At 29.0% G+C, this 24,880-nt stretch carries 24 protein-coding genes; 19 read left to right on the plus strand and 5 right to left on the minus strand.

Annotated features, from left to right (window positions below; translation table 11 throughout):
* Positions 1–95 precede the first annotated feature (95 nt).
* The 5 genes from ACFQZW_RS07755 to ACFQZW_RS07775 all read left to right on the plus strand — a co-directional run bounded on the left by ACFQZW_RS07755 (position 96) and on the right by ACFQZW_RS07775 (position 5,246).
* A complete protein-coding gene (locus ACFQZW_RS07755) occupies positions 96–377 on the plus strand; it encodes a DUF493 family protein (protein WP_298287339.1) in 282 nt (93 codons plus the stop codon).
* 93 nt (positions 378–470) lie between these two features.
* A complete protein-coding gene (locus ACFQZW_RS07760) occupies positions 471–2,081 on the plus strand; it encodes a peptidylprolyl isomerase (protein ID WP_372801004.1) in 1,611 nt (536 codons plus the stop codon).
* Between the two features lies 1 nt (position 2,082).
* Positions 2,083–2,931: a peptidyl-prolyl cis-trans isomerase gene (locus ACFQZW_RS07765; RefSeq protein WP_298262272.1), complete on the plus strand. Its 849-nt coding sequence runs from the start codon at positions 2,083–2,085 to the stop codon at positions 2,929–2,931.
* Between the two features lies 1 nt (position 2,932).
* A complete protein-coding gene (locus tag ACFQZW_RS07770) occupies positions 2,933–4,291 on the plus strand; it encodes a peptidylprolyl isomerase (RefSeq protein WP_298262273.1) in 1,359 nt (452 codons plus the stop codon).
* 1 nt (position 4,292) lies between these two features.
* A complete protein-coding gene (locus ACFQZW_RS07775; RefSeq protein WP_298262274.1) occupies positions 4,293–5,246 on the plus strand; it encodes an AAA family ATPase in 954 nt (317 codons plus the stop codon).
* Here ACFQZW_RS07775 and rsmD read toward each other — a convergent pair.
* From rsmD to ACFQZW_RS07790, 3 genes are read right to left on the minus strand one after another with little or no spacing between them, the layout of a single operon-like run.
* Positions 5,243–5,800 carry a 16S rRNA (guanine(966)-N(2))-methyltransferase RsmD gene (rsmD, locus tag ACFQZW_RS07780; RefSeq protein WP_298262275.1) on the minus strand — a complete coding sequence of 186 codons (558 nt, stop codon included), beginning with the start codon at positions 5,798–5,800 and terminating at the stop codon, positions 5,243–5,245. The two genes, ACFQZW_RS07775 and rsmD, sit on opposite strands and share 4 nt — an antisense overlap.
* 3 nt (positions 5,801–5,803) lie before the next feature.
* Positions 5,804–6,649: a DUF3822 family protein gene (locus ACFQZW_RS07785; protein WP_298262276.1), complete on the minus strand. Its 846-nt coding sequence runs from the start codon at positions 6,647–6,649 to the stop codon at positions 5,804–5,806.
* Positions 6,618–7,349, minus strand: coding sequence for a hypothetical protein (locus ACFQZW_RS07790; RefSeq protein WP_298262277.1), 732 nt, complete (start codon positions 7,347–7,349; stop codon positions 6,618–6,620). The genes ACFQZW_RS07785 and ACFQZW_RS07790 overlap by 32 nt, the downstream gene beginning before the upstream one ends.
* Before the next feature lie 106 nt (positions 7,350–7,455).
* Here ACFQZW_RS07790 and ACFQZW_RS07795 point away from each other — a divergent pair, with 106 nt between their 5' ends.
* Positions 7,456–8,880 (plus strand): ATP-dependent DNA helicase, encoded by a 1,425-nt coding sequence (locus ACFQZW_RS07795; protein ID WP_386782183.1) that lies wholly within the window; start codon positions 7,456–7,458, stop codon positions 8,878–8,880.
* A 15-nt stretch (positions 8,881–8,895) separates the two neighbouring features.
* Here the strand turns inward: ACFQZW_RS07795 and ACFQZW_RS07800 are convergent, their stop codons facing one another.
* Positions 8,896–9,216 (minus strand): YbaB/EbfC family nucleoid-associated protein, encoded by a 321-nt coding sequence (locus tag ACFQZW_RS07800; protein WP_298262279.1) that lies wholly within the window; start codon positions 9,214–9,216, stop codon positions 8,896–8,898.
* A 74-nt stretch (positions 9,217–9,290) separates the two neighbouring features.
* Between ACFQZW_RS07800 and ACFQZW_RS07805 the strand changes: the two genes are divergently transcribed.
* The 3 genes from ACFQZW_RS07805 (at position 9,291) to ACFQZW_RS07815 (ending at position 13,865) form a co-directional block, all read left to right on the plus strand.
* Positions 9,291–11,342 carry a S9 family peptidase gene (locus ACFQZW_RS07805; protein WP_386782186.1) on the plus strand — a complete coding sequence of 684 codons (2,052 nt, stop codon included), beginning with the start codon at positions 9,291–9,293 and terminating at the stop codon, positions 11,340–11,342.
* Positions 11,343–11,434: 92 nt separating this feature from the next.
* Positions 11,435–12,472 carry a PLP-dependent cysteine synthase family protein gene (locus ACFQZW_RS07810; RefSeq protein WP_298287351.1) on the plus strand — a complete coding sequence of 346 codons (1,038 nt, stop codon included), beginning with the start codon at positions 11,435–11,437 and terminating at the stop codon, positions 12,470–12,472.
* A gap of 148 nt (positions 12,473–12,620) precedes the next feature.
* Positions 12,621–13,865: an aminotransferase class I/II-fold pyridoxal phosphate-dependent enzyme gene (locus tag ACFQZW_RS07815; protein WP_298262282.1), complete on the plus strand. Its 1,245-nt coding sequence runs from the start codon at positions 12,621–12,623 to the stop codon at positions 13,863–13,865.
* 78 nt (positions 13,866–13,943) lie between these two features.
* Here the strand turns inward: ACFQZW_RS07815 and ACFQZW_RS07820 are convergent, their stop codons facing one another.
* A complete protein-coding gene (locus ACFQZW_RS07820) occupies positions 13,944–14,606 on the minus strand; it encodes a Crp/Fnr family transcriptional regulator (protein WP_363317294.1) in 663 nt (220 codons plus the stop codon).
* A gap of 138 nt (positions 14,607–14,744) precedes the next feature.
* On the opposite strand from ACFQZW_RS07820, the gene ACFQZW_RS07825 reads away from it, so the two are divergent.
* The 10 genes from ACFQZW_RS07825 to ppk2 (ACFQZW_RS07870) all read left to right on the plus strand — a co-directional run bounded on the left by ACFQZW_RS07825 (position 14,745) and on the right by ppk2 (ACFQZW_RS07870) (position 24,859).
* Complete coding sequence (locus ACFQZW_RS07825; RefSeq protein ID WP_386782189.1) at positions 14,745–17,114, plus strand: heavy metal translocating P-type ATPase; 2,370 nt, start codon at positions 14,745–14,747, stop codon at positions 17,112–17,114.
* 115 nt (positions 17,115–17,229) lie between these two features.
* On the plus strand, positions 17,230–17,427 hold the full coding sequence (gene ccoS / locus ACFQZW_RS07830; protein WP_298287355.1) for a cbb3-type cytochrome oxidase assembly protein CcoS: 198 nt from the start codon (positions 17,230–17,232) through the stop codon (positions 17,425–17,427).
* A gap of 10 nt (positions 17,428–17,437) precedes the next feature.
* Positions 17,438–19,606, plus strand: a complete 2,169-nt coding sequence (gene ccoN / locus ACFQZW_RS07835; protein WP_386782192.1) for a cytochrome-c oxidase, cbb3-type subunit I — start codon at positions 17,438–17,440, stop codon at positions 19,604–19,606.
* A 5-nt stretch (positions 19,607–19,611) separates the two neighbouring features.
* Complete coding sequence (locus ACFQZW_RS07840) at positions 19,612–19,812, plus strand: CcoQ/FixQ family Cbb3-type cytochrome c oxidase assembly chaperone (RefSeq protein WP_298262287.1); 201 nt, start codon at positions 19,612–19,614, stop codon at positions 19,810–19,812.
* Positions 19,805–20,449: a cbb3-type cytochrome c oxidase N-terminal domain-containing protein gene (locus ACFQZW_RS07845; protein ID WP_298262288.1), complete on the plus strand. Its 645-nt coding sequence runs from the start codon at positions 19,805–19,807 to the stop codon at positions 20,447–20,449. Before ACFQZW_RS07840 ends, ACFQZW_RS07845 begins: the two co-directional genes overlap by 8 nt.
* A 165-nt stretch (positions 20,450–20,614) precedes the next feature.
* Positions 20,615–22,024, plus strand: a complete 1,410-nt coding sequence (ccoG, locus tag ACFQZW_RS07850) for a cytochrome c oxidase accessory protein CcoG (protein ID WP_386782195.1) — start codon at positions 20,615–20,617, stop codon at positions 22,022–22,024.
* Complete coding sequence (locus ACFQZW_RS07855; protein ID WP_298262290.1) at positions 22,025–22,477, plus strand: FixH family protein; 453 nt, start codon at positions 22,025–22,027, stop codon at positions 22,475–22,477. It begins immediately after the preceding gene.
* Between the two features lie 2 nt (positions 22,478–22,479).
* Positions 22,480–23,202, plus strand: a complete 723-nt coding sequence (locus ACFQZW_RS07860) for a sulfite exporter TauE/SafE family protein (RefSeq protein WP_298262291.1) — start codon at positions 22,480–22,482, stop codon at positions 23,200–23,202.
* Positions 23,203–23,273: 71 nt separating this feature from the next.
* Complete coding sequence (ppk2, locus tag ACFQZW_RS07865) at positions 23,274–24,062, plus strand: polyphosphate kinase 2 (protein ID WP_298262597.1); 789 nt, start codon at positions 23,274–23,276, stop codon at positions 24,060–24,062.
* Between the two features lie 2 nt (positions 24,063–24,064).
* Positions 24,065–24,859 (plus strand): polyphosphate kinase 2, encoded by a 795-nt coding sequence (gene ppk2 / locus ACFQZW_RS07870; RefSeq protein ID WP_298262292.1) that lies wholly within the window; start codon positions 24,065–24,067, stop codon positions 24,857–24,859.
* Positions 24,860–24,880 lie beyond the last annotated feature (21 nt).

Consider the following 24,880-nt stretch of genomic DNA (forward strand, 5'->3'; position numbering starts at 1 on the left):
AATTATACTAAAAATAATAATGTAATTTTGTCAGCTAAATATTAACATTATTAAGGTGGTATTATATTTGCTTCTCTTATTTGTAAAAAAATAGAATGGACAATAGAGCGCAATTTTATAAAAAGTTAAAGAAAAAATTGAAGAAGGATACAACTTTTCCAACAAAGTATCTATTTAAATTTATAGTTCCAACAGATGAAAATAAAATTCAGCAAGTAGAAGATTTATTTAACTATCAAGGAGCTGTTATTAATAAAACTTCATCAAGAACAGGTAAATACACCAGTGTTTCAATTCATATTGTTATGAAAAAAGCAGATGATATTATTTTAAAATACCAAGCTGCAGAAAAAATTGAAGGAATTATATCTTTGTGATTCTTTTAACAGCAATTCATAATAATATAAAATAAATTGCAGCGTTTTTTTAACACATTATTTAGTATAAATTAAAGTTGGTAAAATTATTTTATGAAATTAAAATATGTAATTATTATTTTTCTTTTTATCATCTCTAAAACTTTTTCTCAGGAAAAAGAAAAAGTTTTGTTTACTATCAATAATGAACCTTTTTATACCCATGAGTTTTTAAAAGTGTATAAAAAAAACCAAACTTTAATGCCTTCGTCTGAAGAAAATTCTATTGAAACTTATTTAAACCTATTTGTAACATATAAATTAAAAGTAAAAGAAGCTAAAGATTTAAAGCTGGATACTTTACCTAAATTTAGGAGAGAATTAAATACTTATAAAAGCAAATTAATATTACCCTATTTAAAAGATGAACAAACAACTGAAAAGTTGGTTAATGAAGCTTATGAAAGATTGCAAAAAGAAGTAGAAGTAAGTCATATTTTAATAAATTTAAAACCAAATTACACCTTTTCGGATACATTAGAGGCATATAATAAATTGCTTCAAGCAAGAGATTTAGTATTGAAAGGTTCAAGTTTTTCTGAAGTTGCAAAAAAATATTCTGAGGATCCTACAGTTAGTCAAAATAATGGAAATATTGGATATTTTACAGCTTTACAAATGGTTTATCCTTTTGAAAATATTGCATATTCAACACCAATTTCTGAAATTTCTATGCCCTTTAGAACAAAATTTGGATATCATATTTTAAAAGTTCATAATATAAGAAAAGCTAGGGGAGAAGTTGAAGTTGCTCATATTATGATTGAAGGTGATACCGGAAAAAGCAAAACTACAATTGATTCAATTTATAAAGAACTTGTAATAAATAAAACTAATTTTGAAAATATAGCAACAAAGCTTTCTGAAGATAGAGCCAGTGCTGTTAATGGGGGTAAATTGCCTAAATTTGGAACAGGTCAAATGATTGAAGAGTTTACAGATATGGCATTTTCTTTAACTAATGAAAATACTATTTCTAAGCCATTTAAAACACCATTTGGATGGCATATTATAAAATTAATTAAAAAGTACCCATTAGAAAGTTTCGATAAACTTAAAAGTAAAATAAGACAGCAAATTGAAAAGGATGAACGCTCAAAATTGATTGAAAAATCACTTATTAATAAATTATCTAAGCTATATGCAATTAATGTTAATAAAAATGCATTGCGTCAATTTCAAATTGATGATTGGAAAAACAATAATAAAAATTTCCAAAAGCTATTATTAACCATAGAAACAAAAGAAATTAATCAACTTAAATTTATTAATTATTTAAAAAGAAATAACTTATCGGATATTTATATAGCCTTTAGTTTATTTAAAGAAAACGAAATTTTAAATTATTATAAAGAAAATATTGAAAAAACAAATGCAGAATTTGCTGCTATTTTTAAAGAGTTTAAAGAAGGTTTGTTACTTTTTGATTTATTAGAAAAAAAAGTTTGGACAAAATCTAAAGAAAATGAAGGCCTCATTCATTTTTATGCATTACACAAAGAGGATAAATATAAAAATAAAGCGTTTGAAAGCATCAAAGGAATTGTTATTACCGATTATCAAAATGAGTTAGAAAAAATATGGATTAATGAGCTTCATAAAAAATATAACGTTAAATTTAACAATTCAGAAAAAAAGAAAATTTTAAAAACAAATTTTAAGTAAATTGAAACCAGTTATAATTTTAATAGGAGTACTATTTTTATTCCAATCATGTGATTATTTCACTATTAAAAAGGAGACAAATGAACCTGTTGCAAGAGTGAATAATAATTACTTGTATAAAAAAGATTTAAAAAACATTTACAGCTCAGAAATTACTTCTCAAGATAGTATTTTGTTAACCAATAATTATATAAATAATTGGATAAAACAACAATTATTATTGTCTAAAGCTCAAATAAATTTAGAAAATAAAGCTGAGAAATTTGACAACTTAGTAAAAAAGTATCGTGAAGATTTATACATAAATGCGTATAAAGAAGGTGTTGTAAATGAATATTTAGATACCGAAATTTCTGAAAGTGATTTAGCGCAATTTTACAATGAGAATAACCAAAATTTTAGGCTAAATGAAGAGTTGGTTAAAGTGAAGTTTATAAAATTTGGGAAAGACATTAATAACAAAAAAGAATTGATAAAACTATTTAAATCAACTAAAAAAGAAGATTTAGACAGTCTTCAAGCTAAAGAATTCAACCTTAATTCTTATCATCTCAACGATTCAATTTGGGTAAAATATAGAGATTTAATAGTTAAACTCCCAATTTTAAAAGCAATAGAAAAACAAGAATTGCTAAAAAAAGATAATTTTATTCAAAAAGAAGATTCATTAAGCTTATATTTGGTGACCATTAAACAGGTGTTAAATAGAAATGAAATAGCACCAAAAAGCTATATGGAACCCACCATAAAGCAAATGATATTACACCAGCGTAAACTGTTATTATTAAAAAATATTGAAGAAACATTAATTGATGATGCAAATAAAAAACAACAATTTGAAATATATTAAAATGAAACAACATATTATTGGACTTATCTTATTCCTATTTTTTATTAGTGCAAAGGCACAAGAAAGAATTAAAGTTGATGGAGTAGCAGTTGTAGTAGGAAAGAATATAGTTTTAGATTCTGACATTGACAAGTTTAAAAAAGAACTTCAAAGTAGAATAGAAGGTAAAATTAATATTTCTGATTGTGAAATTTTAGAAGAAATTATGACACAAAAATTGCTAGCACATCATGCAGTAGTTGATAGTATTGTAGTTTCTGATCCAGAAGTAAATAGCGAAGTTGAGCGTAACATTGCCTATTTTGCTCAGCAATTAGGATCTGTAGAAAAAGCAATTGAATATTATGGTTTTAGTGATGAAGAAGAGTTAAGAACTGAATTGGCAGGTATACAAAGGGAGCAACTACTTATTAAAAGAGAAAGAGCGACCATTACTGAAAAAATAGATGTCACACCTGAAGAAGTTAGAACTTATTTTAAAAATTTAGAAGTAGATAACAATTTACCTGAGTTTAGTGCCGAAATAGAATTAGCACAAATAGTAAAATATGTAAAACCATCTGAAGAAGAGGTTGAACGAGTAATTAATAAGTTAAATGAACTTAAAAAAGAAATTGAAGAAGGTTATAGCTTTCGTTTAAAAGCAATAATTAATTCTGATGATCCAGCGGTATCTGGTAACGGTGCTGGTGCTGGAGGTAAATACACCATTACTCGCGAAAGTGGTTTTATTAAAGAGTTTAAAGAAGTTGCTTTTAGTTTAGATGAAGGTGAAATTTCAGAACCATTTGAATCAGGTTTTGGATACCATATTATTCAAGTAGAAAAAATTAAAGGTCAAGAACGCGATGTACGTCATATTTTAATGCAACCTAAAATTAGTGTAGCAGAATTACAGGCTTCTAAAGAAGAGTTAGCCAAAATTCGTGAAGAAATTTTAAAAGGAGAAATAACATTTGAAGATGCAGTTTTAAAATATTCTGACGATGAGGATACTAAAAATAATAAGGGCTTAATTTTAAATCCTAATACAAACGATACACGTTTTGATTTAACCTTAATTGGGCCAGATTTATATGCCAAAGTTAATAATTTAAAAGCAGGTGAAATAACAGAACCTTTTTATGAAGAGGTTAGGGGTGGAGAAAAAATGCATAAAATTTTGCTATTAAAAAGTAAGGATGATACCCATACAGCTAATTTCACTAAAGATTACGAAAAAATCCAACAATTAGCACTTCAAAAAAAGCAAGAAGAAACCGTTGAAAAATGGGCAAAAGATAAAATTATTGATACCTACATTAAAATCAATAAAGATTTTAAAAAATGTACCTTTAAAAATAATTGGAAAAAGGAATAATATGTCTGATGTTGCTGCATTAAAAAAGTTGGTTGAAAAGCATAAAGCACTTCAAAATGAAATTGGAAAAGTAATTATTGGTCAAAAAAAAGCTGTTGATCACATTTTACTTTCTATTTTAAGTGGAGGACACTCATTATTGGTTGGAGTACCTGGACTAGCTAAAACATTGATGGTACATACCATAGCTAAAACATTGGGTTTAGATTTTAAGAGAATTCAATTTACTCCAGATTTAATGCCATCAGATATTTTAGGAAGTGAAATTTTAGATGAAACCAACCACTTTAAATTTATAAAAGGACCAATTTTTAGCAATATCATTTTAGCTGATGAAATTAATCGTACGCCACCAAAAACCCAAGCAGCTTTACTTGAGGCTATGCAAGAACATTCGGTAACGGTTTCTGGTCACCATCATAAATTAGCAAAACCATTTTTTGTATTGGCCACTCAAAATCCTATAGAACAAGAAGGAACGTATCCATTGCCTGAAGCTCAGCTAGACCGTTTTATGTTTTCTATAAATTTAGATTACCCTAGTTTTAATGAAGAAGTTGAAGTGGTTAAAAGCACAACCAATGATATAAAAAATGAAGTTCAACCATTGCTTTCTGCTGAAGAAATTAATAATTTCCAACATTTAATTAGAAGAATTCCTATTGCTGATAATGTGATTGAATATGCAGTGAAATTGGTTTCTAAAACTCGTCCTAACACACCTAACGCACCAACAATTGTAAATAATTATATTGATTGGGGAGCTGGTCCAAGAGCCTCTCAAAACTTAATTTTAGGAGCAAAAGCAAACGCAGCAGTTTGTGGTAAATTTTCGCCTGATATAGAAGATGTACAAGCAGTTGCTTATGCTATTTTAAAACATAGAATTGTAAAAAATTATAAGGCAGAAGCTGAAGGAGTTACAGAAAAGCAAGTAATTAAAGAATTGTTTTAGTTGTTAATTTCTAGAACTTCATTTTCAAAAAAGCTAAACATATTTCCTCCGTATTTTTTTTGGTAGCTAAGCCTTTTATGTTTTGTTAAATCTGTATGTTTGGAGTGTTCAATTATTAAAATTCCGTTTTCTGAAAGTAATTTATTTTCAAAAACTAATGTAGCAATGCGCTCAAATTTATCAACTTCAAAATCATAAGGTGGATCAGCAAAAATAATATCATAAGTACCCGTCGATTTTTCTAAAAATTTAAATACATCAGATTTAAAGGTACTAATGTCAAAATTAAGTTCTTTAGCTGTATTGTTAATAAATTTAATACAACCAAAATGAGCATCAATAGCCGTAATTTGGGCTGTACCTCTTGATGCAAATTCATAGCTTATATTACCAGTACCAGCAAATAAATCAAGTACATTTATATCACTAAAATAATACAGGTTGTTAATAATGTTAAACAAAGCCTCTTTAGCCATGTCAGTAGTTGGTCTTACAGGTAAATTTTTGGGTGCTTGTAAACGTTTACTTTTATATTTTCCAGAAATTATACGCATATTTTAAAATTGATTCAATACTATAAATTGTGAATGCACCGACAATTCGTTAAGGCTTGTAGATTTTTTTGAAGGTGAGTAGAAATTAATATTTCTAATATATTGGTAAAGGATGGTGTACAACTCAGATTCTTTTTCAATATCTCCCATTAGTACTAGGTTAAGTTCTTCTGGATTTAATTCTAATTGTTCAGCTGTAAAAAGTATGTAATAAATAAAATCTTCTTTTGTACTAAAGTTGAAGCAGTTAAAAAGTTTAAATTTTTTTTCTTTTAAAACCACAATCTCAAAGTTGTTGTTAGTAACATTCACAAAACAGAAATCTCCATCAGAATTTTTGTATTCGTTTAATAATTTTTCAATTAAAACAGTAGAGGAATGCTTAAATATAAAGGAGCCATAATGATCTAATAAAAAATTATTGATATTTACAAATGGAATATATACATTAACAATTTCAGAATTATTTATTTCATCAAAAGTAATAAAATCGTTTTCTAAAACTTTGACAGAATACTTTAAATAATCTGGTAAATATTCTTTATCAAAAAAAGGCTTAGGAACTTGCGTTACTAAGTTATTAAAATGTGCTACACTTACCGAGTTAAACTTTAATTGAAGAATTTTCTCTTTTTTAAAAATTTCTTCTACAAATTCTAAATGTTTATAAGGGGAAATACCGTTTTGATTGTCAAATTCAAATTTAGCAAAGTAACCAAATTCATTTACAATTTTGTTATAGATACAAAAAGAAAATCCATCCAAACTAAGTTGGATGGATAAATGATTTTCTTCTAGATTAAAAAAATCTATATTTTTATTCGCTATCTTTTTTATCTCCTTTATCATAAAATGGAGGCCAGTTACCGTCTTCACTTACTTCTGTTAATGAACCAACTCTAATATACTCACCTCTAACTTCTTCACCGCCAATGGCTTCTTTTTCTTGTTTTACTAGGTTAATATCCATTCCTTTTAAAATAAGGGCTTTATCAACTTTAATTTCAAAAACTTGAGCTTTTAAACCAGCAATTTTTTCAATTTCACCAATTTCTATTTTAAATTTTTGATCAGTTCCTGGAATGTTTAGCATATTTTTATAATCTCTTCCAACAAAATAGGCTCTAACATCTTCGTAACCAATAGTATCAACAACTCTTTCTTCAATTTCTTTTGTAATACCACCACCAACATTTATTGTTTTAGGAACGTTTCTAGTTTGAGTTAATGCGTATTTTGCTGTATCTAAAAATTTAATAAGAGCCTCACCATCAGAAGTGTACGTTCCAATTACTTTTTTATGAGCAACTTCAGCATCACGAAGGATTTTTAAATTATTAATTACTTTAGCATATTTTACTTTTTTCTCTTTATTAAACTTGATAGGTTTTAAAATTTCAAAATTAATTTTATAAACTAAAAAAGCCGCTAAGGCAATTAAAATTATTGAGATTATCCAATGTAATTTTTTTGGAATAAAATTTACAATTGCATAAGCCAAAAAGCCTGTAACTATAATACCAGCTATTATTATTAGAACTGTTGTCATTTTTGTGTATGTTAATTTTATGTGTGTACGCAAATCTACAAATTTTTTTTAATGAGAAAAACTTTTAAGCATAAATCAATTTGTATATTTGAAATTTATTACAAACATGACAAAAACTCCCACTGAATTTTATAAAACACTCGTAGATAAGTTTCCATTTAAACCTACAAATTCGCAAGAATTATTACTGGAAAATTTAGTTGAATTTATTTTTGATAAGAGTAAAGAAACACTTTTTATAATAAAGGGATATGCAGGAACAGGAAAAACAACCACAATTAGTACGGTAGTTAATAATTTATGGAAAATAGGGAAAAAGGCTGTTTTATTAGCGCCAACAGGAAGAGCTGCTAAAGTTATTTCAGGTTATTCAAATAGGCAGGCGTTTACAATTCATAAAAAAATCTATTTTCCTAAAAAAAATAAAGCGGGTGGGGTAGATTTTACCTTACAACAAAACAAACATACCAATACTATTTTTATTATAGATGAAGCTTCTATGATTCCTGATAGTCCTAGCAATGCTAAGTTGTTCGAAAACGGTTCATTATTAGATGATTTAATGTCATATGTATATTCAGGTGTAAATTGTAAAATTATTTTTATTGGAGATACAGCTCAGTTACCTCCTGTAAAATTATCAATTAGTCCAGCTCTTGATGCACAAAAATTGGAGTTAAATTATAATAAAATAGTAACTGAAATTGAATTAAATGAAGTAATGCGACAACATTCAGATTCAGGAATTTTAATAAATGCTACAGAGCTGCGTTTAATTTTAGCGAATAATGGCTTTGATGAATTTAAATTTCAGTTAGGTTTTCCTGATTTGATTAGACTAGTTGATGGGTATGAAATAGAAGATGCTATTAATACTGCTTACGATAATATTGGAGTAGAAGATACCGCTTTTATTGTACGTTCTAATAAAAGAGCCAATCAATACAACCAGCAAATTAGAAGTAAAATTAGAGGGCAAGAAAATGAGATTTCAACTGGAGATTTTGTGATGGTAGTAAAAAATAATTATTTCTGGTTAAAAGATTCTAGTGATGCAGGTTTTATTGCTAATGGAGATATTTGTGAAGTTTTACAAATTTATAACACCAAAGAATTGTATGGATTTAGGTTTGCAGAAGTGAAAGTTAGAATGATTGATTACCCAAATCAAAAACCATTTGATACTGTTTTATTATTAGATACTTTAACATCTGAATCACCTTCACTTACTTATGAAGAATCAAATAAACTGTATCAAGAAGTGGGGAAGGATTTTGCTCATGAAAAATCAAAATACAAACAATTTTTGGGAATCAAAAAGAGTAAATATTTTAACGCCTTGCAAGTTAAGTTTTCTTATGCTGTTACTTGTCATAAATCGCAAGGAGGGCAGTGGAAAACAGTATTTATTGAACAACCATATTTACCAGATGGGCAAAATATAGAATATTTAAGATGGTTGTATACTGCAGTAACTAGAGCACAAGAAAAAGTGTATTTAATAGGTTTTAAAGATGAATTTTTTAATTAACATTTTAAAAGAGTCCTATTTAAATAAATCCATTCCTGGAATGTTAGGCATTCCATCTTTGGCGGCGGCAGCTAATTCAGTTTCGCTAATGGTATTGGCTTTATCTAGTGCTTTATTTAAAGCTAAAACTAAATAATCTTCAATTTCCTCTTTGTCAGTTAATTCTTCGGCTATTGAAATACTTTTCACCAATCTATTGGCAGTAACTGAAACTTTGACCTTGCCATTACCTGCTTCACCATCAACAAAAATAGTATTTAATCTTGCTTTTGTTGCTTCTATTTTTTCTTGAGCTTCTTTAAGCTTTCCCATCATACTAGAAAAATCTCCAAACATTTTATTTAAATTTAACAAGTTACAAGCGCAAATATAGTATTTTTGCGGCTGAGAGAAAATATTCGTTAAAGTATATGATGTTAAGACCGCCAAAGGCAGAGAAGATTGAAAAGAAGTTAGAAATTCACGGGGATGTTAGAATTGATAATTATTATTGGCTAAATGAAAAAGAAAACCCAAAAGTTATAGGATATTTAAATGCCGAAAATACCTATTACAATTCTCAAACAGCTCATACAAAGCAATTTCAAGAAGATTTATTTCAAGAAATGAAATCTCGTATTAAAGAAGATGACGAGTCAGTTCCTTATAAAAAAAATAAATATTTTTATACTACACGTTATCAAAAAGGGATGCAATACCCCATTTATGCTCGTAAAAAAGAAACTTTAGAAGCTTCAGAAGAAATTATGTTCGACGTTAATAAAATGGCCGAAGGACATACATATTTTAAACTTTCTGGAATGTCGGTAAGTCCAAATAATAAGTATATTGCTTTTGGTGTTGATACCGTAAGTAGAAGGCAATACACGTTGCAATTTAAAAATCTAGAAACAGGTGAAATATTTCCTGAAAAAATAGAGAATACTACAGGAAGCTCATCTTGGTCAAATGATAATAAAACAATTTTTTATACCCAAAAAAATCCAATTACTTTACGTAGTGAAAAAATATTTAGACATGTATTAGGAACAGATCCTTCAGAAGATGTAGAAATTTATTTTGAGAAGGATGAAACTTTTAGTGCTTATGTTTATCGATCAAAATCAGATAAATATTTAATCATAGGTTCTTTTAGCACGGTTTCAACAGAATATCATATTTTAGAAGCTGATAACCCAACAGGAAAATTTAGAATTTTTCAACCACGAGAGCGTGATTTAGAATATAATATTGCGCATTATGGGGTGAGTTTTTACATACTTACAAATAAAGACAATGCTACCAATTTTAAATTAATGAAAACCACAGAAGAGGCTACATTAAAAGAAAACTGGTATGATGTGATACCACATAGAGAAGAGGTATTGTTGGAAGATATTTCCATTTTTAAAGACTTTTTAGTAGTTGAAGAGCGTTTTAATGGTTTAAATAAAATTAGAATTATTCGTTGGAATGATTCTGAAGATTTTTACTTGCCTTTTGATGAAGAAACCTATTCTGCTGGTGTTTATTACAATCCTGAGTTCGATACTAATATTATTCGTTATGGATATAATTCAATGACAACTCCAAGTAGTGTAATAGATTTTAATGTAGATAATAAAACAAAAGAAATAAAGAAAGAGCAAGAAGTTTTAGGAGGTAAATTTAATAAACAGAATTATATAAGTGAAAGAATTTGGGCAACATCAAAAGATGGAACTAAAATTCCTATTTCATTAGTCCATCATAAAAATACCTCTTTAACCAAAAATACCCCATTGTTATTGTACGGATACGGATCTTATGGCTATACTATTGATGCTGGTTTTAGCACTACACGTTTAAGCTTGTTGGATAGAGGTTTTGTATTTGCAATTGCTCATGTGCGTGGAAGTGAATATTTAGGTAGAAAATGGTATGATGAAGGTAAACTATTTCATAAAATGAATACGTTTACCGATTTTATAGATTGTGCAAAGCATTTAATATCAATAGGATATACGTCTAAAAATCATTTATATGCAAGTGGTGGATCGGCTGGAGGTTTATTAATGGGAGCTGTTATTAATATGAATCCTGAGCTGTTTCATGGAGTTTTAGTTTCTGTCCCTTTTGTTGATGTTTTAACCACGATGCTTGATGACTCAATACCTTTAACAACGGGCGAATATGATGAATGGGGAAATCCTAATGAAAAAGAATATTATGATTATATGAAATTATATTCACCCTATGATAATGTATCAAGACAAAATTATCCGAATATGCTTGTAACAACTGGTTTACATGATTCTCAAGTGCAATATTTTGAACCAGCAAAATGGGTAGCAAAACTTAGAGAGTTTAAAACAGATAAAAATATTTTATTGATGCATACCAATATGGAAGCCGGTCATGGCGGTGCTTCTGGGCGTTTTGATTCATTAAAAGAAACAGCTAGAGATTATAGTTTTCTAATAGATTTAGAAGGAAAATCATAATTTTAAAAAAATATTATTAAATTTGCACGTTGTAGATTATTATTCATAATTCATTTTTTGAATATTTCATATTTTGAATTAAACTCTTAAAAATGACACAAAATACCGGTATAAGTAACAATATTCTAGACCTTATTGGTAGTACTCCTTTAATTAAGCTTAATAAAATAACCAAAAACCTTACAGGTAATTTCTATGCTAAGTATGAAGGGTTTAACCCTGGACATTCTATGAAAGATAGAATTGCATTGTATATAATTGAAGAAGCTGAACGCCAAGGAATACTAAAAAAAGGTAGTACTGTAATAGAGACTACTTCAGGAAATACTGGCTTTAGTATGGCTTTAGTTAGTATTATTAAAGGTTATAAGTGTATTTTAGCTGTTAATTCTAAAGCTTCCGCTGGAAAAATTAACATGTTAAAGGCTATGGGAGCCAAGGTTTATGTATGTCCAGCGCATGTTAGTGCAGACGATCCTCGCTCTTATTATGAAGTTGCCAAAAGATTGCATAATGAAACAGCTAATTCAGTATACATTAATCAATATTTTAACGACTTAAATACAGAAGCTCATTACAGATCTACTGGTCCTGAAATATGGAAACAAACAAATGGGGAAATCACTCATTTGATTGCTGCTAGTGGTACAGGAGGAACAATTTCAGGTGTGGCTAAGTATTTAAAAGAACAAAATCCTAAAGTAAAAGTTTTAGGAGTTGATGCTTTTGGATCTATTTTAAAGAAATTCCATGAAACAGGAGAATTTGATAAAAATGAAATTTACCCATACAGAATTGAGGGATTAGGAAAAAATTTAATTCCTACAGCAACTAATTTTGATGTTATTGATACCTTTGAAAAAGTTACAGATGAGTCTGCTGCACATAGAGCTAGAGAATTAGCGATAACTGAAGGGCTATTTACAGGTTATACAAGTGGTGCTGTTGTACAAGCAGCTATGCAATACAATGAGATGGGAATGTTTAATGAAAATTCTAAAGTAGTATTAATTCTGCCAGACCATGGTTCTCGGTATATGGAGAAAATTTATAGTGATGATTGGATGAAAGAGCAAGGTTTTTTTGACGCAAAAAAACAAGCTCATGAACAAGTTGAATACATTAAGTAAATAAAATATAAATTAATTAAAAGGAGCTGGAAATTTTTTTCAGCTCTTTTTTTGTTTAATTTACATTTGAATAGCATAAAAAAAATTACGTAATTTGCACTATCGTAAATATGCTTTTAAAAGTGCTATTTATGTTTAAATATATACAATGAAAGACTTATTTGAAAGAATTATAAAAGACAAAGGTCCGTTAGGGAAATGGGCTAAGCAAGCAGAAGGTTATTATGTTTTTCCAAAGTTAGAAGGTGAAATTTCTAATAGAATGGTTTTTAATGGTAAAAATGTAATTACTTGGAGTATTAACGATTATCTAGGTCTAGCAAATCACCCTGAAGTTAGAAAAGCTGATGCAGAGGCTGCTGCAGAATATGGAATGGCATATCCAATGGGTGCTAGAATGATGTCAGGGCATACGAAATACCATGAACAATTAGAAAAAGAATGTGCTGAATTTGTTGATAAAGAAGCAGCATATTTAGTAAACTTTGGATATCAAGGTATGGTTTCTGCAATTGATGCTTTAGTTAGCAAACATGATGTTATTGTGTATGATATCGATTCACACGCTTGTATTATTGATGGGGTTAGATTACACCATGGTAAACGCTTTACATATCAACATAACGATATAGAAAGTTTAGAAAAGAATTTGCAACGAGCTTCTAAAATTGCAGAAGAAAACAATGGCGGTATTTTAGTAATATCAGAAGGTGTTTTTGGTATGAGGGGTGAACAAGGTAAATTGAAAGAAATAGCCGCTTTAAAAACCAAATATAATTTTAGATTATTAGTTGATGATGCACATGGTTTTGGAACTTTAGGAGAAGGAGGAAGAGGAACAGGTTTTGAACAAGGTGTGCAAGATGAAATTGATGTGTACTTTGCAACCTTTGCAAAATCTATGGCAGGAATAGGCGCTTTTTTTGCGGCAGATAAAGATATAATTCAGTACTTACAATACAATATGCGTTCTCAAATGTTTGCAAAATCTTTACCAATGCCAATGGTAAAAGGAGCTTTAAAACGTTTGGATATGCTTAGAACAATGCCAGAACTTAAGGCCAAGTTATGGGAAAATGTAAACGCTCTTCAAAATGGGTTAAAAGAAAATGGTTTTAATATTGGAAAAACAAATACTTGTGTAACGCCTGTATTTTTAGAGGGTGATATACCTGAAGCTATGGCTATGGTAAATGATTTAAGAGAAAACTATGGAATTTTCTGTTCTATAGTGGTATATCCTGTTATCCCTAAGGGATTAATTATTCTTAGGTTAATTCCAACGGCAACTCATAATTTAGATGATGTAAAAGAAACTATTGAATCTTTCTCAGCAATTAGATCTAAACTTGAAAAAGGTATTTATAAACGTATCGCAGCATCAATGATTTAATTTATAAAGAAATACAAATAAAAAAAGACCTTTTAATTAAAAGGTCTTTTTTTATTTGTATTATATAATAGTAATTCTTTAATAACCTTCTGAAAGGTTTTTAAGCATATTTTTATTTATAATTTTAATTTTTTTTCCTATTAAATCTATAACGCCATCTTTTTTAAGGTTAGACAATAATCTAATAGCAGATTCTGTTGCAGTTCCAATAGTATTAGCAATCTCTTCTCTGGTTAAAACTACATCAATACAACCTTCATTATCAATTCCAAAAATATCCTCTAAATTTAATAAAGTTTCAGCAAGTCTATCCTTTACAGGTTTTTGTGCCATTTGTGAAATAGAAGTATTTGCTTGACTTAATTGAAGCGATATATTGCGTATTAAATTTAAAGAAAATTGAGGGTTGTCTCTTATAGAATCTAAAATATCGCCTTTAGGAATAAAACAAACATGCATATCTTCTAAGGCAGTAGCATTTAAACCTACAGGCTCATCACTTAGAATAGATCTATGGCCTAAAATATCACCACCTTTAATAAATTTAATGATTTGTTCTTTACCGTTAGTATTTAATTTAGTCAATTTACATTTTCCATCCCTAATACAATAGAGCCCATTAATAGAGTTTCCTTCAGTCATTAAATTCTCACCTTTTTTTATGAGGAGTGAAGTTTTATGTTCTGAAAATCTTTCTAATTCTTCGTGAGTTAAAGTTTTCAAAGCGTTAAAACGCTTCATAATACATTGTCCACATTTTGACATATAATCTCGATTAAATTAATCTTGTAGTAAAACGCTCAAAGGTACAAAATTAAATGATATTTATCATACTTAAAAGGGAATAATTGAATAGTTTTGTGGTGTATTTAAAAAACTATGAGCCAAAATAATTGTTATCATTGTGGAGCCGATTGTGGTAAAAAACCAATTGAGTTTGATGAAAGAAAATTTTGTTGTAACGGGTGTAAAACAGTTTATGAAATATTAAATGCAAACGAGTTAACTTGTTATTATGATTTTGAAGCTTCACCAGGAACTATTCCAAGTGATATTAAAGGTAAATATAATTATTTAGAAACACCTGAAATTATTGAAAAGCTATTAGAGTTTGATGATGGTACTACTTCAGTTGCTGAATTTTATATTCCAAGTATTCATTGCAGTTCTTGCATTTGGGTGTTAGAAAATTTAAATAAGTTAAATAATGGGGTTACCACTTCTATGGTTAATTTTCCTAAAAAAACGGTTCGTATAACTTTTAAAAACAGTTCTACAACTTTAAAAGATGTGGTGGAACTTATTACTTCTATAGGTTACGAACCTTATATTAGTTTAGATGATGATGAAGGAAGAAAAAGTACTGTTGACAAAACGTTAATATATCAAGTTTCAATTGCTGCTTTTTCATTTGGTAATATTATGCTATTATCTTTTCCAGAATATTTTCAGGTAGATGAATTTTGGTTAGAAAAATACAAACATTTGTTTAGGTATTTAATGTTTGTAATGGCAATTCCAGTAGTGTTTTATTCTGCTAAAGATTATTTTATATCGGCATATAAAGGGTTACGTCATAAAATTTTAAATATTGATGTGCCTATAGCTTTAGGAATTTCAGTTTTGTTTATTAGAAGCTCAATTGAGATTATGTTAGATATAGGTTCTGGCTTTTTTGATAGTTTGGCAGGGTTGGTATTTTTTCTATTACTAGGAAAATTTTTTCAACAAAAAACCTATAACTTTTTATCTTTTGAAAGAGATTATAAATCGTACTTTCCAATTGCTGTAACCAAAATTAACAAAGGAAAAGAAGTAAATATTGCTGTAAAAGATATTCAAAAAGGAGATAGGCTTTTAATTAGAAATGAAGAATTGATTCCTGTTGATGGTATTTTAATTAATGGAAATGCTGCAATTAACTACAGTTTTGTAACAGGAGAATCTTTACCTGTGATGAAGCAATCAGGAGATAAATTATTTGCAGGTGGAAAACAAACATCTGGAGCCATTGAAATGGAAGTAATTAATACAATTGCTCAAAGTTATTTAACTCAACTTTGGAGCAACGATGTGTTTAGTAAAAATAATGAAAAAACGATAAAAAATATTACAGATTCAATTAGTAAGTATTTTACAATAGCAATTTTATTGATTGCTTTTTTTGCTGGTATTTTTTGGTATTTTTATAATCCCCAAATGGTTTTTAATGTAGTAACCGCAGTTTTAATTATAGCGTGCCCTTGTGCATTGGCTTTGTCTGCTCCGTTTTCCTTTGGCAATATTTTACGAATTTTTGGATATAAAAAATTCTATTTAAGAAATGCTGAAACTATAGAAAATATTTCCAAAATTGATACCATTATTTTTGATAAAACAGGAACCATAACTTCAAGTGATAAAGCACAATTAATTTATAAAGGAGAAGATTTAACGTTAAAAGAGTTAAGAGCTTTAAAAACTGTTTTAAGAGCATCTAATCATCCTTTGAGTAGAACACTCTATGACTTTTTAGAAGAAGAACCTTTCGAAGAATCTCCAATAAATTTTGAAGAAATATTAGGTAAAGGTATTGAAGCTACCGTCAATAATTTAACTATTAAATTAGGGTCTTCAAGTTTCGTTAATGCAATTTCAGAAAAAACAAATGAAACTTCAATACATATAAAAATCAATCATAAAATAAAAGGAAGTTTTACTTTTAAAAATAGTTATAGAGAAGGAACAAAAGAAGTTTTTGAAACTTTAGCAAAACATTACAAACTAGTTATTCTATCTGGAGATAATGATGGAGAAAAACCTTATTTAGAAACCTTATTACCTAAAAATACAGTTTTTCAATTCAATCAAAAACCAGAAAACAAACTCAACTTTATTAAGAAACTACAAGAAAAAGGAGCTCATGTGATGATGATTGGCGATGGTTTAAATGATGCAGGTGCATTAGCACAAAGTAATGTTGGGATTGCAATTTCTGAAGATGTAAATGTGTTTTCACCAGCCTGTGATGCTATTTTAGACGCAAAACTTTTCAACAAATTGCCAAAGTTTTTAACACTTTCTAAAAAAACTATTTCAATTATTAAAGCCAGTTTTATACTGTCTTTTTGTTACAATTTAGTTGGGATGTCATTTGCTTTAACAGGGATGTTAACCCCTGTAGTTGCAGCAATTTTAATGCCTTTAAGTTCTATTACTATAGTGGTTTTTGTAACAATTTTAACCAATTGGGTATCAAAAAAATTATAGAACTTAAAAAGTAAATCAATTTTTGCGTAAGTTTATATGATAATTATCATTTTATTTGCAATTAGTAAATGATATTTTTGTCATTAAAAATCAAAAGAAAACTAGTAACTAAAAAATGGAAGTAGTCTACATAACAATAGGCGTGAGTATTGTTGTTGCCGTATTTTTTTTCATTGTATTTATAAAGTCAGTTAAGTCTGGGCAGTATGAAGATACACATACACCAGCCGTACGGATGTTGTTTGATGATGAATTGGTTACTGAAAAAAAGGACAAAATCAAAAAAGTAAAATCAAAAATAACTAACAATTAATCAAACAAGTATGGAAAAAGAACAGTTTTATTATGACAATAAAATCGTAAAAATGTTTCTTTGGGCTACAATTCTGTGGGGAGTTGTAGGAATGTTAGTAGGGCTTTTAGTAGCACTACTTTTTGTTTTCCCAGGATTATTAGAATTTACAGGAGCTGAAAATGCTATTTCGTGGTTAAGTTTTGGACGATTAAGACCATTACATACCAATGCAGTAATTTTTGCCTTTGTAGGTAATGGAATTTTCTTAGGTATTTATTATTCTACTCAAAGATTACTTAAAGCAAGAATGTTTAATGATGTTTTAAGTAGAATTCATTTTTGGGGCTGGCAGGCAATTATTGTAGCTGCAGCAATTACATTACCTTTAGGCTTAACATCTTCTAAAGAATATGCAGAATTAGAATGGCCAATAGATATAGCAGTAGTCTTAGTTTGGGTTGTGTTTGGAATTAATTTAATTGGTACTATTTTAAAAAGAAGACAGCGTCATATATATGTTGCTATTTGGTTTTATATTGCAACATTAATAACTATTGCTGTTCTTTATATATTTAACAATCTAGAAATGCCTGTTTCTGCATTTAAAAGTTACTCAGTGTATTCAGGAGTACAAGATGCATTGGTACAATGGTGGTATGGACATAATGCTGTGGCGTTTTTCTTAACTACTCCAGTTTTAGGTTTAATGTATTATTTTGTTCCAAAGGTTGCGAATAGACCTGTTTATTCATATAGATTATCTATTATTCATTTTTGGACATTAATTTTCTTATATATTTGGGCAGGACCACACCATTTGTTATATACTGCTTTACCTGAATGGGCACAAAACTTAGGAACTGTATTTTCAGTAATGCTTATTTTCCCTTCTTGGGGTGGTATGATTAATGGTTTACTAACCTTAAGGGGTGCTTGGGATAAAGTTAGAGAAAACCCAGTATTAAAATTCTTTGTAGTTGCAATTACAGGTTATGGTATGGCAACTTTTGAAGGACCAATGTTATCATTTAAAAACTTAAATGCAATTGGACATTATACTGATTGGATTGTTGGGCACGTGCATATTGGAGCTCTAGCTTGGAATGGATTTATGATTGCTGGTATTGTATATTGGTTAGCTGAAAAATTATGGAAAACACCATTATATTCTAAAAAATTAGCCAATACTCATTTTTGGCTAGGAACTTTAGGTATCCTGTTTTATGCAATACCTTTATATGTTGCAGGTTTTACACAAGCATTTATGTGGAAACAATTCAATCCTGATGGAACTTTAGTTTATGGTAACTTTCTTGAAACCGTAACACAAGTAATTCCAATGTATGCTATGCGTGCTATTGGTGGTACTTTATATTTAACAGGTTTCATTTTGTTAGCAATCAATATTATTAAAACTGCAAAAGCTGGTTCAACAGTTGAAGATGAATTAGCAGAAGCAGCACCATTGAAAAAAATTAGTGGGCAAAGAGTTGCTGGTGAAGGATTCCATACTTGGCTAGAAAGAAAAGTAGTGCTATTTTCTATTTTAACTACTGTAGCTATTTTAATTGGGGGTTTAGTTGAAATTGTTCCTTTATTATTAGTAAAATCTAACGTGCCAACTATCGAAAGTGTTAAACCATATACACCGTTAGAATTAGAAGGTAGAGATATTTATATTAGAGAAGGTTGTAATAACTGTCACTCACAAATGATTCGTCCTTTCCGTTCTGAAGTTGAACGTTATGGTGAGTATTCTAAAGCAGGTGAATTTGTTTATGATTTTCCATTTTTATGGGGATCTCGTAGAACTGGACCAGATGTTCATAGAGTTGGAGGAAAATATAATGATAATTGGCATTTTAATCATATGTTAGATCCTAGATCTACATCGCCAGGATCTATTATGCCTCGTTACGCTTGGTTAGTTAAAAATGATATAAATGCTTCTAATTTAGAAAATAAAATGAAAGGGTTAGTCTCTTTAGGAGTGCCATACTCTGACGAGGATATTAGTGGAGCAAAACAAGCACTTTTAACCCAAGCTAAAGAAATTGAAAATAACTTAAGACAAGATCCAGAGTTTGTTAAAAATTATGGATCAAGCAATATCCAAAATAAGGAAATTGTAGCATTAATTGCTTATTTGCAAAGATTGGGTACAGATATTAAAACAACTAAAACAGCATTAAAATAATTTGTATGTTAAAATTTATAAAACATAATTTAGCAAGTATTGATGGTGTTGAAATTTATCCTATAATTTCACTTGTACTGTTCTTTGTAGTTTTTATTACTATGGTAGTTTTTGTATTTAAACTTCCAAAAAGAAGAATAGATGAGGTAAGTCAAATGCCATTATTAGATAACGATAATAATACTAAAGAAATTACTCATGAATAAAAATTCAGAAAATATATCGGGATGGAAAAAGTTGATGAAATCTTTAACCAAAGCCCACGATTTAGGAACAGAAGAAGACATAATGTTAGACCATGATTATGATGGTATTAAAGAATTAGATAATGTATTGCCACCTTGGTGGTTGGCAGGATTTTATATTACTATTGCTGCAAGTATATTTTATTATATAATGATTTTTGGTTTTGGAAAATATAATCAATACGATGAGTTAGCGGCTGAAATCGAAACAGCAAAGCAAGAGGTAGAAGCCTATAAAGCAGCCAATCCTGAAAAGTTTGATGATTCAAATATTGTTGCTTTTACCGATGAAGAAAATTTAGCTAAAGGAGCTGAATTATTTACAACTAAAACTTGTACTGCTTGTCATTTATCTGATTTAGGAGGAAGTATTGGCCCAAATTTAACAGATGACAAATGGATTTTAGGAGGTGGAGTTAAAAATATTTACAATACCATAACTAATGGAGGTCGACCAGGAAAAGGAATGATTGCTTGGGAAAGCACTATTAGTAGAGAAGAAAGAATACAATTAGCCAGTTATATAATTTCAATGCAAGGAACTCAACCTGCAACTCCAAAAGCTGCAGAAGGTGATATTACTTGGCCTGAAGAATAGTATTTAAAAAATTAGTCTTCGCTAGAAGACTATGTTTTTGATTTTTTTAGTTAGTAGTATAGGCTGTTTTTTTAATTTTTGTCACTTTTGTATCAAGATGGATAAGTAATTAACCATAAATTTGTAAGGTGAAAAAATTTAGAAAACAGCCTTTTTTATTTAAATATGGAACAACAAGAAAACTTTAGAGATTCTATTGGAACAATAGACGAAAGAGGGAAAAGAAATTTTATCTTTCCTAAAAAACCAAAAGGGAGATATTACAATTATAGAACATTTGTTAGTTGGATTTTATTAGCATTTTTTTTAGCAGCTCCATTTATTAAAATAAAAGGCAATCAATTTTTATTATTTAATGTATTAGAAAGAAAGTTCCATATTTTTGGATTTCCTTTTTGGCCTCAAGACTTTCATTTACTAGTAATTTCATTATTGGTAAGTGTTGTTTTTGTAATATTATTTACTGTAGTTTTTGGTCGGATTTTTTGTGGATGGATGTGCCCTCAAACTATTTTTATGGAAATGGTTTTCAGAAAAGTGGAGTATTTAATAGAAGGAGATAGAAATAAACAAATAAAATTAGAGAAACAACCTTGGAATGCTGAAAAAATTAGAAAGAGAGTTACTAAATGGATCACTTTTTTTATCATTTCATTCTTTATATCAAATGTATTCCTAGCCTATGTTTTAGGTTCTGATGTAGTTTTGGGATATATTACAGATGGTCCAATAACCCATTTAGCTACCTTAATAAAATTATTAGTTTTTACAGCAGTTTTTTATTTTGTTTTTGCTTGGTTTAGAGAACAAGTATGTATTATTGTTTGTCCTTATGGTAGATTGCAAGGAGTTTTATTAGATAATAAATCTATTAATGTAGCTTATGATTTTGTTAGAGGTGAAGGTGAAAGTGGTAGAAAAAAATTAAGAAAAGGAGAAAATAGGGAAGAATTAGGTCATGGTGATTGTATAGATTGTAAGCAATGTGTTCAAGTATGTCCAACAGGAATTGATATAAGAAATGGTACTCAATTAGAGTGTATCAACTGCACCGCTTGTATTGATGCGTGTGATGCAATTATGGATACATCGGGATTTGATAGAGGCTTAATTCGTTACGCTTCTGAAGATAATATAGAGAAAAAAGAAAAGTTTAAATTCAACGCACGTTTAATAGCCTATTCAGCAATTTTAACCATCTTAATTGGTGTTTTAATTACCATGTTATTTTTACGTAATGATGTTGAAGCAACTGTGCTACGTCTTCCAGGTCAAACATTTCAAAGTACTACAACAACTATTAAAAACGTTTATACAATAAAATTAATTAATAAAACTACTGAAACCATTGAAAGTGTTGATGTAAAGTTAATTTCACATGAAGGAACTGTTACTATGGTTGGTGGTGCTGTTAATATAGAAAAACAAGGACTTAAAGAAGGAACTTTATTTATTGAAATTAATAAAAAAGATTTAACTTCGTCAAAAGAGAAACTTAAAATTGGAATTTATTCAAATGGTAAATTAATTGAAACTACTTCAACTAATTTTACGGGACCTATAAAAATAAATTAAATGAAATTAAAACTAACTTGGCCTGCAGGAATTATAATTTCCATAGCAGCATTTGTAATATTTATCTTGTACTTTGTGTTTAAAGTAACCTTTTTGCCTGAATACAACCATTATTTAGTATCAGAAGATTATTATAAAGATGAATTAAATTACCAACAAGATATTGATAAATTAAAAAATGCTGTTTTATTAAGAGAAGATGTAACCATCCAAAAAGTGAAAGAAGGATTATTAATTAACTTTCCTTCTAATTTCAATTTTGAGGAAATAAAAGGAAGCATTTCATTTATGAGGATGTCTAACAATAAAATCGACTTTAAATTTCCAATTAAACTTGATTCACACAAATTTTTAATCAAAGATGAATCTTTAGTTGATGGTAGATGGGACGTTAGAGTTGATTGGAGTATAAATGAAAAAAACTATTTATTTAAACAAAAACTGACCTATTAAATATGCTTTGGACTGCACTTGTTTTAGGTTTGGCTGGCAGTTTTCATTGCATTGGTATGTGCGGACCAATTGCTTTTGTAATTCCTGTTGATAGAAGTTCTAAAACTAAATTAATTTTTCAAACTTTTTTATATCATTTAGGAAGGCTGATAAGCTATTCATTTATAGGAATGCTTTTTGGTTTAATTGGTAAGGGGTTATATTTAGCTGGTTTTCAACAGCGGTTATCTATTTTAATGGGGGTAATAATGATACTACTAGTAATTATTCCAGTTACCATTTTCAATAAATTTAATTTTTCAAAACCTTTATATAAAATTATAGCTAAAGTCAAATCTAAATTAGGACTATACCTTAATAAAAAATCTAATAAAGCATTATTTTCAATTGGTTTTTTCAATGGTTTTTTACCTTGTGGATTGGTATATATGGCTTTAATTGGTTCAGTTTCTACTGGAAACAGTATCCAAGGAGCTTTATATATGGCAGTATTCGGTGTAGGAACAATTCCAATGATGACAGGTGCAATTTTGTTAGGAAATTTTGTAAATTTATCTTTACGAACAAAAATTCAAAAAGTAATACCTGTTTTTGTTGTTATTATCGGATTATTATTTATTTTGCGAGGATTAGGATTAGGAATTCCTTATGTTTCTCCATCTGATGCGAAACTGCAAATTTCTAATAACCCAGCAGAATGTGTAACCGTTGAAAATAATGATTAATAGTGCAAGATACTCCTAAACTTACCATTGAAGATTTTAATAAAGCAACTTCAAATAAAGAATTATTACAAATAATTAAAGAAAAAAAAATTCCAATAGATAAAGTATCTAAAAAGTTATTTTATGAGGATGAATTACGTAAGCTTCAAATAGAATTGGTAAAACTGCAACAATGGGTTTCTAAAAATAAAAAGCGTGTTGCTATTATTTTTGAAGGACGTGATGCTGCTGGTAAAGGAGGTAACATAAGAAGGTTTACAGAGCATTTAAACCCTCGATCTATGAGAGTTGTGGCATTAACAAAGCCTACAGAAGTAGAACAAGGTCAATGGTATTTTAGAAGATATATTAAAGAACTACCAAACGCAGGTGAAATTGTGTTTTTTGATAGAAGTTGGTATAATAGAGCTGTTGTAGAACCAGTAATGGGATTTTGTAATGATGCTCAATATCAAAACTTTATGGTACAAGTACCAGAGTTCGAGCATATGCTATATGAAGATGGATTGATATTAATAAAGTTTTGGTTTTCAATTTCAAAAGACGAACAGTTAGCAAGGTTTAACGCCCGTTTGGGAACACCTTTAAAACGTTGGAAATTTAGTCCAGTAGATAGAAAGGGGCAGGAGCTTTGGAATAAATACACTCATTACAAAGAACAAATGTACAGTAGAACTCATACAAGTTATAGCCCTTGGATTACAGTTAAAGCTAATGATAAAAAAATAGCACGTTTAGAATGTATTAGATATGTATTGTCTCAATTTAATTACGATGGTAAAGGTGAAGCATTAACAACGTTATTAACCGACCCTAATATAATTATGAGATATTATCGTTCATCCAAACAAATCGATTAACTATGAAAGAGAAAGAATTTAAACTAACGGAAGAAGGAGTAGAAATATTAAATACTAATAAAGGCTTAACAGCACTACTTTCTAAAGAACCTTATAATTTAGAAAAGGCCATTAGGTATGTAAAATATGAAAGAAAACTTAAAAAATTACAAATAGAATTAATTAGGCTACAGTCTTGGGCAATTAATCAAAATGAACGAATAATTGTACTTTTTGAAGGACGTGATGCTGCAGGTAAGGGAGGAGCAATTAGAAGAGCTACAGAAAGAATGAACCCTAGACATTTAAGAATCATGGCATTACCTAAACCAACTGAAGACGAAAAAACTCAGTGGTATTTTCAACGTTATGTTAATCAGTTTCCAAAAGCTGGAGAAATTGTGTTTTTTGATAGAAGCTGGTATAATAGAGCAGTAGTTGAGCCAGTGAATGGATTTTGCTCTCAAGAGGAATATAAGGTTTTTATGAATCAAGTAAATGATTTTGAACGTATGATTACTGAATCTGGAATACGTTTGGTAAAAATTTATATGTCTATATCAAAAAGAGAACAAGCAAAACGTTTTGAAGATATTAAAAACAACCCTTTAAAACAGTGGAAAATGACTCCAGTTGATGAAAAGGCACAAGAATTATGGGATGTTTATACTGAATATAAAAACAAAATGTTTAGTGTTACAAAAGTAGGTCCAGTTTCTTGGAAAATTATAAAAGCCAATCGAAAAACCTATGCTAGGGTTGCTGCAATAAATCATATTTTGAAAAGTATCCCTTACGATAAAAATCTAGAAATATAAAAAAAGCCTGAATTTAAATTC

Origin of the sequence: Lutibacter aestuarii, from assembly GCF_042676885.1 — a bacterium.
Classification (GTDB): domain Bacteria; phylum Bacteroidota; class Bacteroidia; order Flavobacteriales; family Flavobacteriaceae; genus Lutibacter; species Lutibacter aestuarii.